Source organism: Duganella callida (genome assembly GCF_004614165.1).
GTDB lineage: Bacteria > Pseudomonadota > Gammaproteobacteria > Burkholderiales > Burkholderiaceae_D > Rugamonas > Rugamonas callida.
Map to the genome: position 1 here is coordinate 1 of NZ_SPVG01000209.1, position 13,720 is coordinate 13,720.

The 13,720-nt window shown below is 65.0% G+C and carries 12 protein-coding genes; 5 read left to right on the forward strand and 7 right to left on the reverse strand.

Features of this window, described 5'->3' with window-relative positions:
- Window positions 1-1,221, reverse strand: a 1,221-nt coding sequence (gene mutL, locus E4L98_RS20890; protein ID WP_135203471.1) for a DNA mismatch repair endonuclease MutL, incomplete at its 3' end; no start/stop codon positions are given.
- Between the two features lie 30 nt (window positions 1,222-1,251).
- Entirely contained in the window at window positions 1,252-2,172 is a 921-nt protein-coding gene (locus E4L98_RS20895; protein WP_135203472.1) for a peptidylprolyl isomerase, read from the reverse strand.
- A gap of 115 nt (window positions 2,173-2,287) precedes the next feature.
- Here E4L98_RS20895 and E4L98_RS20900 point away from each other — a divergent pair, with 115 nt between their 5' ends.
- Together E4L98_RS20900 and E4L98_RS20905 are read left to right on the forward strand one after the other, a co-directional pair.
- Window positions 2,288-2,932 (forward strand): VTT domain-containing protein, encoded by a 645-nt coding sequence (locus E4L98_RS20900; protein WP_135203473.1) that lies wholly within the window; start codon window positions 2,288-2,290, stop codon window positions 2,930-2,932.
- Between the two features lie 62 nt (window positions 2,933-2,994).
- On the forward strand, window positions 2,995-4,038 hold the full coding sequence (locus tag E4L98_RS20905; protein WP_135203474.1) for a carbonic anhydrase: 1,044 nt from the start codon (window positions 2,995-2,997) through the stop codon (window positions 4,036-4,038).
- A gap of 8 nt (window positions 4,039-4,046) precedes the next feature.
- Here the strand turns inward: E4L98_RS20905 and E4L98_RS20910 are convergent, their stop codons facing one another.
- From E4L98_RS20910 to tsaE, 3 genes are read right to left on the reverse strand one after another with little or no spacing between them, the layout of a single operon-like run.
- Window positions 4,047-4,886 (reverse strand): D-hexose-6-phosphate mutarotase, encoded by an 840-nt coding sequence (locus E4L98_RS20910; protein ID WP_135203475.1) that lies wholly within the window; start codon window positions 4,884-4,886, stop codon window positions 4,047-4,049.
- A 9-nt stretch (window positions 4,887-4,895) separates the two neighbouring features.
- Complete coding sequence (locus E4L98_RS20915) at window positions 4,896-6,257, reverse strand: N-acetylmuramoyl-L-alanine amidase (protein WP_135203476.1); 1,362 nt, start codon at window positions 6,255-6,257, stop codon at window positions 4,896-4,898.
- Window positions 6,221-6,706: a tRNA (adenosine(37)-N6)-threonylcarbamoyltransferase complex ATPase subunit type 1 TsaE gene (tsaE, locus tag E4L98_RS20920; RefSeq protein WP_135203477.1), complete on the reverse strand. Its 486-nt coding sequence runs from the start codon at window positions 6,704-6,706 to the stop codon at window positions 6,221-6,223. Before tsaE ends, E4L98_RS20915 begins: the two co-directional genes overlap by 37 nt.
- Window positions 6,707-6,764: 58 nt before the next feature.
- Between tsaE and queG the strand changes: the two genes are divergently transcribed.
- Complete coding sequence (gene queG / locus E4L98_RS20925) at window positions 6,765-7,871, forward strand: tRNA epoxyqueuosine(34) reductase QueG (RefSeq protein WP_135203478.1); 1,107 nt, start codon at window positions 6,765-6,767, stop codon at window positions 7,869-7,871.
- Between the two features lie 234 nt (window positions 7,872-8,105).
- On the forward strand, window positions 8,106-9,863 hold the full coding sequence (locus E4L98_RS20930) for a DUF885 domain-containing protein (protein WP_135203479.1): 1,758 nt from the start codon (window positions 8,106-8,108) through the stop codon (window positions 9,861-9,863).
- 26 nt (window positions 9,864-9,889) lie between these two features.
- Here the strand turns inward: E4L98_RS20930 and E4L98_RS20935 are convergent, their stop codons facing one another.
- Both E4L98_RS20935 and E4L98_RS20940 read right to left on the reverse strand, forming a co-directional pair.
- Window positions 9,890-10,471, reverse strand: a complete 582-nt coding sequence (locus E4L98_RS20935; protein WP_135203480.1) for a response regulator transcription factor — start codon at window positions 10,469-10,471, stop codon at window positions 9,890-9,892.
- Entirely contained in the window at window positions 10,472-12,493 is a 2,022-nt protein-coding gene (locus E4L98_RS20940; protein ID WP_135203481.1) for a two-component system sensor histidine kinase NtrB, read from the reverse strand.
- A 132-nt stretch (window positions 12,494-12,625) separates the two neighbouring features.
- On the opposite strand from E4L98_RS20940, the gene E4L98_RS20945 reads away from it, so the two are divergent.
- Window positions 12,626-13,612: a TRAP transporter substrate-binding protein gene (locus E4L98_RS20945; protein ID WP_135203482.1), complete on the forward strand. Its 987-nt coding sequence runs from the start codon at window positions 12,626-12,628 to the stop codon at window positions 13,610-13,612.
- The last annotated feature ends 108 nt before the right edge of the window (window positions 13,613-13,720 follow it).

The following is a 13,720-nucleotide window of genomic DNA, read 5'->3' on the forward strand; positions in this document are numbered from 1 at the left end:
GGCGTAGCCGCCACGGCCAGCTGCGTCGCTGCCGCCGGCTGGCATTCCCGCGCCGTCGCGTGCACCGCCCGCGCCGAATGGCGATGGCGAGAAAGTCGGCGCGTAATCGGGCGCCAGCAGCGCGCCGAACGAGGTCTGCTCGCCGCGCCAGACCGGCGTCGCGTTCAGGCTGTCGGCCGCCGGCAGCGGCGAGGGCACGCTGCCGTGCGCGGTGGCCGAGGTCTGCGCCAGCGCGCGCGACACCGCGTGGAACACGCACTGGTGCACGGCGCGGCCGTCGCGGAAGCGCACCTCGATCTTGGACGGGTGCACGTTGACATCGACCAGCGCCGGATCGAGGTCCAGCGACAGCACATACGACGGGAAACGGTCGCCATGCAGCACGTCCTGGTAGGCGGCCTTGACCGCGTGCACCAGCACCTTGTCGCGCACGAAGCGGCCGTTCACATAGAAGAACTGGCCATCGGCGCGCGCCTTGGACGCGGTCGGCAGGCCGATGTAACCGTAGATGCGCAGCGGGCCGACGGTTTCGTCGACCTGCAGGCGCGCCTCGGCAAAGTTGTCGCCGAGGATCTGCGCGCTGCGGCGGGCGATTTCGCTGACGTTCCAGTGGTCGACCGTGCGGCCGTTATGGCTGAGCGAGAACGACACGTCGGGCCGCGCCAGCGCGATGCGGCGCACGATTTCGGCGCAATGGCCGAATTCGGTCTGCTCGGATTTCAGGAATTTGCGCCGCGCCGGCGTGTTGAAATACAGGTCGCGCACATCGACCGTGGTGCCCAGCGCGCCCGAGGACGGCGTCGGCGTCGCCAGGTGCGAGCCGGAGATTTCCCAGGCGTGCGCGGCGTCGGCGGTGCGCGAAGTGATGGTTACCTGCGCCACCGAGGCGATCGAGGCCAGCGCCTCGCCGCGGAAGCCCAGCGTGCCGACGTTTTCCAGGTCGTCCAGCGAGGCGATCTTGGAGGTGGCGTGACGCGCCAGCGCCAGCGGCATTTGCTCGGGCGGGATGCCGCGGCCGTTGTCGGTGATGCAGATGCGCTTGACCCCGCCTTCCTCCAGCCGCACCGCGATCTGGGTGCCGCCGGCGTCCAGCGCATTCTCCAGCAACTCCTTGACCACGGCCGACGGCCGCTCGATCACCTCGCCGGCGGCGATTTGCGAAATCAGCTGGTCAGGCAGGGCCTGGATCGGACGGGGAGGGCGGAGGTCTGGCGCGTTCATCACGAGATTATAACTGCTCCCCCGCCGGGGTCACTGCTTTGGCCGTTCGCGCACCGGGATCATGGCGTTGCACAGCTCCAGGTAGTTGGCCGCGTATTTATTCCACGGGCCGCCGCGGTTACGCTGCGCTTCCAGGATGCTCTGGTAGATCGGCGCCTCGCTGCGCATCACTTCCAGATGGCTGCGCTCGGCTTCCGGCACCTCCGACTCGAAGCGTACCGAAGTGATCGGCGTGCGCGCATCCTTGCCGCCGTAGAAGCCCATGGCTTCGCTGCCGCGAGTCAGCGTGGTCAGCAGTGGCATGCCGGCGATCACGCGGCCGACCACGGTGATGTTGCGGTCCAGATGGCGCGGCGCGTGACCGGTCACCGCGTACAGTTCGGCGCCGTTGCCGCTGTCGGTGTCATTGTCGCGGCCGACGCCGACCATGCCGTAGCAGTGCGCCAGCCAGGTGGTTTTGCTCTTGGGATCGCGGCCGACCGGGAAGCCGTTGGAATGACCGATCTGCGGCGCATAGCCGTCGAAGTCCTTCTGGCGCACGAAGTGCTTGTCGTTGGCCATCGGCACGCTGAATTCGCCGGCCACCTTGGCCTTGGCCGAGCCCAGCGATTTGGGCTGGGTCTCCGCGTTCGGGTCGCCCCATTGGGCCACGTAATTGTCCTGCGAGCGCAGGATGGCCAGGCCGTCGAAATAATGTTCCCTGACCAGGGTCTTGATGTTGGCGACGTTCTGCGGCGCGAATTCCGGCGCCAGTTCGATCACCACCCGGCCGGCCGGCAGTTCCATATATAAGGTATTCTCAGGATTCAGCGGCCGCCAGTCGGAAGGCTGCGAGGTTTTGATCAGATCGCTGGCGCTGGGACGCACGGGCAGATCGGCTGCGCTGGCGCTACAGAGTGCGGCGCCCAGGCTGGTGGCCAGGGCGATGTGGAACTTGCGGGACAATGCCATCCATTCTCTCCTTGTTTATCTAAAACCCGTTGCTGCGGGCCCTGCGGGGATTGTAAACTGGTTATCTCCGGCACGGAGTGGTGTATGATGCCGCCGCACACTTTATGGGAAGAATATGGATTTTATGCAATTTTTTGACATGATTCTTCATGTCGACAAAACACTGGAAGTGCTGATCCAGCAGTACGGTACCCTGATCTACGTCGTCCTGTTTGCCATCATCTTCTGCGAAACCGGCCTGGTGGTGCTGTTCTTCTTCCCTGGCGACACGCTGCTGTTCATCGCGGGCGCCCTGTGCGCAGTGGGTGAGATGAATCTGGCGCTGCTGGTTTTCCTGCTGAGCACGGCTGCGATCACCGGCAATACCGTCAATTACTGGATAGGCGAAAAAATTGGGCAAAAGGTATTCACCCATGATTACCGCTGGCTCAACAAGGAAGCGCTGAAGCGCACCCACGAATTCTTCGAGAAACACGGCGGCAAGACCATCGTGCTGGCGCGCTTCGTGCCGGTGGTGCGCACCTTTGCGCCATTCGTGGCCGGCGTGTCGGACATGACCCACGCGCGCTTCCAGTTGTACAACTTCACCGGCGCGATCCTGTGGGTTGTGCTGCTGACCACGGCCGGCTACTTCTTCGGCAACATGCCGATCGTGCGCGAGCATCTGACCGAGATCGTGCTGGTCGGCGTCGGCGTGGCGGTGGTGCCGATGGCGGTGGGCGGCGTGTATAAGCTGTCGCGACGCGTACAGGGGCGCTGAACCCTCAAGTTTTGCTTGAATGCATCCGTATACCATGAGGTAACTGTTACTTCTGGATACATATGCGCTTCCTCCTGCCCCTGATAGCCTGCTGCTGCGTCGTCACCGCGGCCCACGGCGAAAATAAAGACCCGCTGCTCTCGCCGTCGACCAAGTCGGCGCTGGGCGGCGTGGCAGGGTCGGTTACCAGCACGGGGGCGGCCGCATCGTCGGCATCTTCCGCCGCGGCCTCCGCGCCGGCGCCGGCGCGCAAACTCTCCGAACGCGAAAAAGAGGCGCAGGCCGAGGTCGATCTGTCGGCCAAGATCGCCGAGCGCCTGGCCATCATGCGCGCCAACCAGGCGGCGCGCGTGGCGGCGGCGGCCAAGGCCAGGAAGCAGCGCGATGCCGCCGCGGCGGCGGCCGCGGTGGTGGCGGCTACGCCGAAAATCAGCAATGTCTGGTCCTACGAAGGGGAAACCGGCCCCGCCAACTGGGGCAAGATCAACCCGGCCTGGGCCAAGTGCGGCAGCGGCAACCGTCAGTCGCCGATCGATATCCGCGACGGCATGAAGGTCGAGCTGGAGCAGATCAATTTCAATTACCAGCCATCCTCGTTCAATGTGACCGACAATGGCCATACGGTGCAGGTGATGGTCGGCAACGGCAATTATCTGACCGTGGGCAATCGCACCTATGAGCTGGTGCAGTTCCATTTCCACCGTCCGTCGGAGGAACGCATCAACGGCAAGGGGTATGAGATGGTGGTGCATCTGGTGCACAAGGACAGCGAGGGCCGCATTGCCATGCTGGCGCTGCTGCTGGAACGCGGCAAGCCGCAGCCGGTGATCCAGACGGTGTGGAACAACCTGCCGCTGGAGAAGTTCGACACGGCGGCGCCGGCGGTCACGCTGGACCCGACCGATTTGCTGCCGGCGCGGCGCGATTACTTTACCTTCATGGGCTCGATGACCACGCCGCCGTGCCAGGAAAATGTGCTGTGGATGGTGATGAAGGAGCCGGTGCAGGCCTCGCCGGCGCAGATGGCCTTGTTCAGCCGCCTGTACCCGCTGAACGCGCGTCCGACGCAGCCGGGCAACGGCCGCATCATCAAGGAATCTCAGTAACGTCCAGGTCAGGCGCCGATGCGGTGCCGGCCGGTCCAGGTGGCGCCGGCGGCCAGCGGCTGCTGGTCGATGCGCGCCGGCTCGATGCAGACGAAGCGCAGGTACTCCTCATCGGCCAGGTCCACCAGCGCGGCCGCGTCGGCCCGGCCCGGATTCCACACCACCCATTCGCTGAACCCCTGCTGCTCCAGGCGCAGCGTGGCATCGGCCGTATTCAGCGTCAGGTCCGGCGTCGACTTGTACAGGCGGTCGTGTTTCTCGGTGAAGTGCAGTGCCGGGTAATCCTGCACCAGCGTGTTCAAATGATGATCGGTGTACTGCTGCCCCTGCAGGCCGCTGATGCTGGTCGCATCGAGGTGACCGACCTCGTAGTAGGTATGCAGCGCCACGCCGAACGGGAAGGCCGATGCGCCCGGGTTGTGCACCGTGTAGTCCATTTCCAGCGCATCGCCGTGCAGCGTGAAGCGCAAGGTCAGCGCGAACGCGTGCGGCCAGGCCTGCGCGTGTTCCGCATCCAGGTCCTCGCGCCTCAGGCTGAATTCGAGGTGGGAGCTTCCGGCGTCGCCGCCCTGGCTGGTCAGGCGCCAGTTGCTGACGCGCGCAAAGCCGTGGCGCAGGCCGGGGCCGCGCACATTAAACTGCGGGAAGATGACCGGCACGCCGCCGCGTATCGCCTTGCTGCCGTCCAGTGGCGTCCGTGAACTGACGAACAGGCGCTCCTTGCCGTCGGCCGTCTTCCAGGACAGCAGGTGGGCGCCGAACAGCGACACGGTCGCCTGCGCGCCATCGGCGGCGGTGATGTGGACGGCCGGCAGGTCGCCGTAAGTGGTCATCGTTACTACAGCCATGAGTCTCCCTCAGGTAAGCCGGTTCTTGGACAGCGGCGGATTTTTAGCGAAATAGCGGCGGATGCCGGTGACGATGGCGTCGGCCAGCTTGTTCTGGTAAGCCTCGTCCAGCAGCTTGGCCTCTTCCTCCGGGTTGGAGATGAAGGCCGTCTCGATCAGGATAGACGGAATGTCCGGCGCCTTCAGCACCGCGAAGCCGGCCTGCTCGACCGAGCCTTTGTGCAGGCGGTTGATGCCGCCGATTTCGCCCAGCACGGCGCGGCCCAGCTTCATGCTGTCGTTGATCTGCGCGGTGGTGGACAGGTCGAACAGCACGCTGGCCAGCTGCTTGTCGTGGTTCTTGACGTTGACGCCGCCGATGACGTCGGCCGCGTTTTCCTTGTCCGCCAGCCAGCGCGCGGCGGAGGAGGTCGCGCCTTTTTCCGACAGCACGAACACCGACGAGCCGCGCGCGGTGGGCTGCACGAAGGCGTCGGCGTGGATGGAGACGAACAAATCGGCCTGCACCTTGCGCGCCTTGTCGACGCGCGTGCCCAGCGGGACGAAGTAGTCGGCGTCGCGGGTCAGCATCACGCGGATGTTCGGCTGCTCTTCCAGTTTCGATTTGAGGCGCTTGGCGATCGACAGCACGATGTCCTTCTCGCGGCTGCCGTTCTTGCCCGAGGCGCCGGGGTCTTCGCCGCCATGGCCCGGATCGAGCGCGATGGTCAGCATGCGCACCATCTTGCCGGGTTTTTCGGGCTTGACCTGGGCTTCGGCGGTTTTCAGTTCGGTCTTCAATTCCTCGCGCGGCTCGGCCCTGGTGTCCGGCTTGAGCTGTTCCAGCTGCTCCTTCGGCGTCGGCGCGGCGGCTGGTCCGGCGGCCACCTTGTCGTCGGCCGACCAGTCGCCTTTTTCGATCATCGCGGCGATCGGATCGACTTCCTTGACCGGATACAGGTCGAAGATCAGGCGGTGTTTGTAATTGCCGGCCGGCGGCAGCGTGAACACCTGAGGCGTTACTTCCTCTTTCAGATCGAATACCAGCCGCACCACATTCGGACGGTTCTGGCCCACGCGCACCTGCTTGATGTACGGGTCGTTGGACTGGATCTTGGCCACCAGGCTTTTCAGGGTCGGATTCAGGTCCAGGCCCTCGATGTCGACCACCAGCCGCTCCGGGTCCTTGACGATGAAGTGGGTGGCTTTGAGGTCGGTGTCGTTTTCCAGCGTGACGCGGGTATAGTCGTCGGCCGGCCACACGCGCACGGCCAGTATTTGCGCGGCGTTGGCGCGCTGCGGCACGGTCACGGCAAGCAGCAGGGTGGCACCGGCCTTCAGCACGGTGCGGCGGCTCACATGTTGGGAGCGAATTTGAGGCGTTGAAGGCATGAGTTACCCAGGGCGGTGGACGCCTGCAATTCTACATGACGGCCGTGGCCCGCCACAGTCAAAAACACATTCAGGTCGGGCGGCGGCAGCACGCCTTCGGCCTTTTCCGGCCATTCGACGATGCAGATGTTATCGCCGTTGAAATCCTCGCGGAAGCCGGCATCGAGGAATTCCTCGGCGCTGGACATGCGGTACAGGTCGAAGTGGATGACGTTGACCGCGCGGCCATCGAACTGGATCTGATAGGGTTCGGACAAGGTGTAGGTCGGGCTTTTCACCGTGCCCGTATGGCCGGCGGCGTGCAGCAGCGCGCGCGTGAGGGCGGTCTTGCCGGCGCCCAGGTCGCCGTGCAGGTGGATCGCCAGGCCGGGCAGCAGGGCGTGCGCCAGCGACGCGCCCAGTGCGGCGGTGCCTTCTTCGTCATGGAGATGGGCTGTAAAGTGCTGCATCGAATAAAATGTCATATGGTTGGATCGCCAGCCATTGTACCTTCTAGCCCGCGCCCCGATGTCCCTGTCTGAAACCAATTTAGCCGAACTTGCCCTCAGCATCAAGCGCTGGGGCCTGGAACTCGGCTTTGCCGAAATCCGCATCACCGACGTCGACCTCAGTCACGCCGAAGCCGGCCTGCAGGCCTGGCTCGACGCCGGCATGCATGGCGAAATGGATTACATGGCGGCCCACGGCATGAAGCGCGCGCGTCCCGCCGAGCTGGTGCCCGGCACGATACGCGTGATCAGCGCCCGCATGAACTATCTGCCGAGGGACACGGAAACCGGGGGGGGCGACGCGTGGCGCGAGCGCGAAGCGCGGCGCCTGGCCGATCCGCGGGCGGCCGTGATCTCGGTGTATGCGCGCGGCCGCGACTACCACAAGGTGCTGCGCGCCCGTCTGCAACAACTGGCCGACAAGGTGAAGGCGGAAATCGGCGATTTCGGCTACCGCGTGTTCACCGACTCGGCGCCGGTGATGGAGCTGCCGCTGGCCGAGAAGGCGGGCCTGGGCTGGCGCGGCAAACATACCCTGCTGCTGTCGCGCACTGCCGGCTCGATGTTCTTCATGGGCGAATTCCTGGTCGATCTGCCGCTGCCGGTGGACGAACCGACCGGCGCCCACTGCGGCCAGTGCACGTCGTGCATCACGGCGTGTCCGACGCAAGCCATCCTCGGTCCCGGCAAGCTGGATGCGCGCCGCTGCATCTCCTACCTGACCATCGAACTGAAAAACGCCATTCCGCCGGAGCTGCGGCCGCTGATCGGCAACCGCGTCTACGGCTGCGACGATTGCCAGACCGTTTGCCCTTGGAACAAGTTCGCCCAGCCGGCCGTGCTGCCCGATTTCGACGAGCGCCATGGCCTGGGGCACGCTTCCATGGTCGAGCTGTTCGGCTGGAGCGAGGAGGATTTCAACCGCAAGATGGAGGGCAGCCCGATACGCCGCATCGGCCATGAACGCTGGCTGCGCAACCTCGCGGTCGGCCTGGGCAACGCCGCGGCGGCCGGCGCCAAAGGCGACGCGGCCATCGTGGCGGCGCTGCGGGAGCGCCGCGATCATCCTTCAGAACTGGTGCGCGAGCATGTGGCGTGGGCGCTGGATCGGCATCTCAGCGCTTGAGCGGCGAAGATGCCGTCATACAGATAGTTCCAGCAGGCTTGCCGGCCAATGCTCATGATGTCTCCTGTTGGCGCCAGGCAGGGTGGCCGCAATCGCACGCAGCTCGATCAGGCGACGCTGGTAAAGCCGGACTGAGTGTGTGTTGTCGGCGCGACGCCCCGCCACGCCGGCATTGGCCCGATGCTGTGGCGTGGGCTACACTCGTCGGGTTCTTTATTAACCAGGACCCTCGCAATGCAAACTTCAATTAGATTCATTTCCCTGCTGATCAGCGCCACATTCTCGGTGGCGGCGCACGGCGTCAGCTTCGATGAATGGTCCGACAAGGTCGCCAACGCCAAGGTGCGCAACGACCCGGAAGGCGCCACCGTGCGGCAGTACTTCAGCGGCAAGGAGCAGGATGAACTGGACCGCAAGCTGACGCCGAACACCGTGGTGTACCGCGCGGCGGAAGTGGCGACGGCCAAAAAGGATTTGAGCGAGTTGGGGAGGATGGATCTTGGCAAACTGACGCCGCAACAGCGCGCCAGTGCCGCGACCATCACCTGGAGCCTGCAGAATACGGTCGATGCGTATCCGTATCGCGAGTACCAGTTCGTGTTCAACCAGTTCACCGGCCTGCACGTGCAGCTGGTGAACTTCCTGTCGCAACAGCACCCGATCCGCAACCGCCGCGACATCGAAAACTACCTGGTGCGCCTGAAGCAGGTGTCGGACAAGATGGATACCGGCATCGTGCAGGCGCGCGGCGCCGCCAGCAACGGTATCCTGATGCCGACCTTTATCACGCAGGCTTCGATCGGCCAGCTGGACCGCTTCCTCGACGGCACGCCGGAGAACAATGTGCTGGTGGCATCGCTGGTGCAGCGCATGGCGAACGTGAAGGATGTGCCGGCCGAAGACCAGGCGAAGTTCGCGGCGGAGGCGGCGGCCATCGTCAAGCAATCCATCATCCCGGTGTTCCAGCGCACCCGCGCGCTGCTGCAGGAGCAACTGCCGCGCACCAACAACGACGCCGGCTTGTGGCGCCTGCCGAACGGCGACAAGGCGTATGCCGTGGTGCTGCGCCAGATGACGTCCACCGATTACACGCCGCGGCAGATCCATGAAATCGGCCTGAAGGAAGTCGCGCGCATCGAGCAGGAGATGAACACGCTGCTGGTGTCGATCGGTTATACCGACGGCAGCATCAAGCAGCGCATGGAGAAGCTGGAGAAGGACCAGCAGCCGAAGGACGCCGACCCGCGTCCGCAACTGCTGGCGCGCTATGAAGAAATCCTGCGCGACGCCGAGGCGCGCTCGAAGCTGTTGTTCGACATCGTGCCGAAGGCGCCGGTGACGGTAAAGCGCGAGCCGGTGTTCACCGAGAAGACGGCGGCCGCGCACTACACCGGTCCGGCCAGGGATGGCACTCGTCCCGGCATCTTCTGGGCCCCGCTGCCCGGGCCTGAGTTCCGCATCGTCGGCATGCGCACGCTGGTGTACCACGAGGGTGTGCCGGGGCACCACTTCCAGGTCGCGTCACAGCAGGAGAACACCGGCTTGCCGCGCTATCGCCGCGACCGCGTGTTCGGCGTCGGTTCGGCGTACGGCGAGGGCTGGGCGCTGTATGCCGAGCAGCTGGCGGCGGAGAATGGCTGGTATGGCGATGACACGGTTGGCCGCCTGGGCCAGCTGGACGCGGAACTGTTCCGCGCGCGCCGCCTGGTGACCGACACCGGCCTGCACGCGATGAAGTGGACGCGCCAGCAGGCGATCGACTACGGCATTCCGCCGGCGGAAGTGGACCGTTACGTGGTGATGCCGGGCCAGGCCTGCGCCTACAAGATCGGCATGATGCGCATCCTCGACCTGCGCGCCAAGGCGCGGAAAGCGCTGGGCGACAAGTTCAACATCAAGGCCTTCCACAACGTCGTACTGGAAACCGGCAACGTGCCGCTGCCGGTGCTGGAAAAAGTCGTGGACGAGTGGATCGCCACACAGAAAGGCTGACGGCATCCCCGCTACGGCGGGGATTTTTATTTCAGCAGGCCGGCCAGTTCGACGGCGGTTTTCACCTGCATCTTGTCGAAGATGTGGGCGCGGTGGACTTCCACCGTGCGCATGCTGATGCCGAGTTCGTCCGCCACCACCTTGTTCATCTTGCCGGCCAGGATCAGGTCCAGCACCTCGCGCTCGCGTGTGGACAGCGTCGCCAGGCGCGCGTGCACCGCCGCGTGTTCGCTGGCGCGGCGCGAGTTGGCCAGGCCTTCCTGCACCCGGTCCATCAACTGGTTGTCGTTGAACGGCTTTTCGAAGAAGTCGAAGGCGCCGCGCTTGAGCGAGTCCACCGCCATCGGCACGTCGCCGTGGCCGGTCAGGAAGATCACCGGCATGCGCTGCGCCAGGCCGCGCGACAGCAACTGGTCGAACACCGCCACGCCGTTCATATCCGGCATGCGCACGTCGAGCAGCACGCAATCGCCGTCCGGATCGAACTCGCCGGCATGCGCCAGGAACTGCGCCCCCGATTCGTAGGCGCGCGCCGGGATGGCACGTGTCGTGGCCAGCCAGGTCAGCGCGTCGCGCACGACCGCTTCATCGTCGACGATATGCAGCATTTATGAGGTCTCCTGTGCCGCGACCACCGGCACCGCCGGCAGCACGAAGGTAAATATGGTCCCGCCCTGCGGGTTGGCGCGGAAGGTCAGCGCGCCGCCATGGAATTCTATCGCAGTCCGGCAGATGTTGAGCCCCATGCCCATGCCCTCGGCCTTGGTCGAGAAGAACGGCGAGAACAGGCGCTGCGCCACATCCTGCGGGATGCCGTGGCCCTGGTCGATCACCGCCACGCTGACCCTGGCCGTGTCGGCGTCGTAGGAGGCCACCACGTTCAGCACGCGCTGCTGCGGCGGCACCGGATGCATGGATTCGATGGCGTTGCGGGTCAGGTTGAGCAGCACCTGTTCCAGCATCACGCGGTCGCCGCGCACCGGCGGCAAGTGCTCCGGGATCTCGGTACGGAACGAGACATAGCTCTGGCGCGCCTGCAGTTCGATCAGCGCGCGGATGCCGTCCAGCAGCGAGGCGATGGCGATTGCCTGGCGCAGCGGCTCGCGCTTCTTGACGAATTCGTGCACGCTGCGGATGATCTGGCCGGCGCGCTGGGCCTGGCTGCTGGCCTGCTCCAGCGCCGGTTTCAGCATATTGCAATCGACCGCGCCGTTGCGGCCGAGCAGATTCAGCGCGCCGGTGGTGTAGCTGGAGATCGCGGCCAGCGGCTGGTTCAGCTCATGCGCCAGCATGGACGCGATCTCGCCCATCGTGGCCAGGCGCGACGAGGCCTGCAGCTTTTCCTGCTGCTGGCGATTGAGTTCCTCGATGCGCTTGCGGTCGGAGATGTCGAGGATGGAACCCATCCAGCCGGTCTGCTTGCCGTGGTTGTCCACCAGCGGCGCCTCGAACACCAGCACCGGCACGCGTTCGCCGTTGGGGCGCTGGAACACGGTCTCGAACTGCGGCGTCACCTTGCCCGCCAGGACCGAGGCGAAGCGCGCCTGGTATTCGCTCATCGCCTCCGGCGCCCAGTAGGGCATGGGCGGCAGCTTGCCGACGATGTCCTCGGCCGGATAGCCGACGATCTGGCAGAACGCCGGATTCACGTAGGTGATGCGGCCCTCCAGGTCGCGCGCGCGCAGGCCGGTCACCAGCGAATTTTCCATCGCGGTGCGGAACGACATCTGCTGGCGCAGCGCGCCCTCCGCCGCCAGCCGCCTGGAGATGTGGCCCCACAGGGCCAGCAGGCTCCATAACAGGCCGAGCGACAGCACGATCACCGAGCCGACCAGCAGATTGGGCAGCAGCTGCGGTTCGCTCTTGACGCTGTCGGTGACCAGCGTGACCGAGGCGCCCGGCAGGTCGAGCGCGCGCTTGTGGGTGTAGACGCCGTGGCCAGGACCGGCGGCCGCGCGCCGCGCCAGCACCTTGTCGTCGCGGTCCACCAGCGACACCTGGTTATCCTGGGCGAACCACCACGGCACCATCTCCTCCAGCATCACGCTGGTCTGGTAGGTGGCCACCAGATCGCCCAGATAATCGTCGCCGCGGTACAGCGGCACGTGATAATCCATCAGCACCGCGGCCGGCGCGGCCGACTGGTTCGGCGTCTGCGCCTCCGGCTGGGTGTACATTGGCTGGCGGGTCTTGCGCGTGATCTCGGCGGTGGCCCTGGAGGCGGCCGACAGTTCCACCGGCGTGGCCAGCGGGTCGCTGCTGCCGCCCAGATGGCCGTCCGGCTTGAGCCAGACCACGCGGATCAGTTCATGGCCGTTCTTCAGCAGGCGCGCCAGGCGTTCGTGCAGCATGGGCGCGGTCAGGCGGCCGGCGGCGATTTCCAGGCCCAGGTTGCGCAGACTCTCCTCGTCGCGGCCCAGCTGGAAGCGGATGGTCTGCTCCACCCACAGCGTATCGGCGATCAACTGCTCCTGGCGTTCGTTGCTTTCCATCTGGCGCGCCTGCCACGGCAGCCAGATCAGGATCGCCAGGAAAAACAACACCAGCACGATCGGCAGCAGCCAGCGCAGCGAGGTGCCGGATTGCGGCTTGCGCGGTGTGGCGGGCGTGGTGTCGGGCTGGCTGGTCATGGGCGGTCAGGGTAGCGGGTCGTGGGCGGGCGGCCATTGTGGTTATCCACAGTTGCCAGTGTTGCAGCGATTTATAAGAATCGTCCACAATAGAACAATAGTGTAATTCAATCCCCACCACCAGGAGACTTCATGAAACTGAAACCCGTTCTGCTCATCCTGAGCGCCGCCCTGAGCTTCAACGCCTACGCTCAGGCGCCTATCGTCATCAAATTCAGCCACGTGGTTGCCACCGACACGCCGAAAGGCCAGGCCGCAGAGCGTTTCAAACAGCTGGCCGAAAAGGCGACCAATGGCCGCGTGAAGGTCGAGGTGTATCCGAACAGCCAGCTGTACAAGGACAAGGAAGAACTGGAAGCGCTGCAACTGGGCGCGGTGCAGATGCTGGCGCCGTCGCTGGCCAAATTCGGTCCGCTGGGCGTGAAGGAGTTCGAGGCGTTCGACCTGCCGTACATCTTCCCGTCGAAGACCGCGCTGTATAACGTGACCGAAGGCGAAATCGGCAAGTCGCTGCTGAAAAAGCTGGAACCGAAAGGCATCACCGGCCTGGCGTACTGGGACAACGGCTTCAAGGTCATGTCGGCCAACAAGCCGCTGCATACGCCGTCGGACTTCAAGGGCCTGAAGATGCGCATCCAGTCGTCCAAGGTGCTGGACGCGCAGATGCGCGCGCTGGGCGCCAACCCGCAGGTGCTGGCCTTCTCCGAGGTGTACCAGGCGCTGCAGACCGGCGTGGTGGACGGCACCGAGAACCCGCCGTCGAACATGTACACCCAGAAGATGCACGAGGTGCAGAAGTACGTGACCGTGTCCAACCACGGCTACCTGGGCTACGCGGTGATCGTCAACAAGAAGTTCTGGGACGGCCTGCCGCCTGACATCCGCGCCGCGCTGGACAAGGCCATGAAGGAAGCCACCACCTTCGAAAAAGCCATCGCCCAACGCGACAACGACATGGCGCTGGACGCGATCAAGAAAGCCGGCAAGACCGAGATCTATACACTGAGCGTGAAAGAGCAAGCCGAATGGCGCAAGGCGCTGCAGCCGGTGCAGCAGCAGATGGAAAGCCGCATCGGCAAGGACCTGATCGCGGCGATGAACAAGGAAGCGGCCAAGTAATCTAGCGCTGTCAAAGCAAAAGCCCCGTGGCGCAAACCACGGGGCTTTTTTACATCCGGGGTCAGTTCTGCCAATCGCACACGGGCTCTACCGTAGCGGCCGCTACGG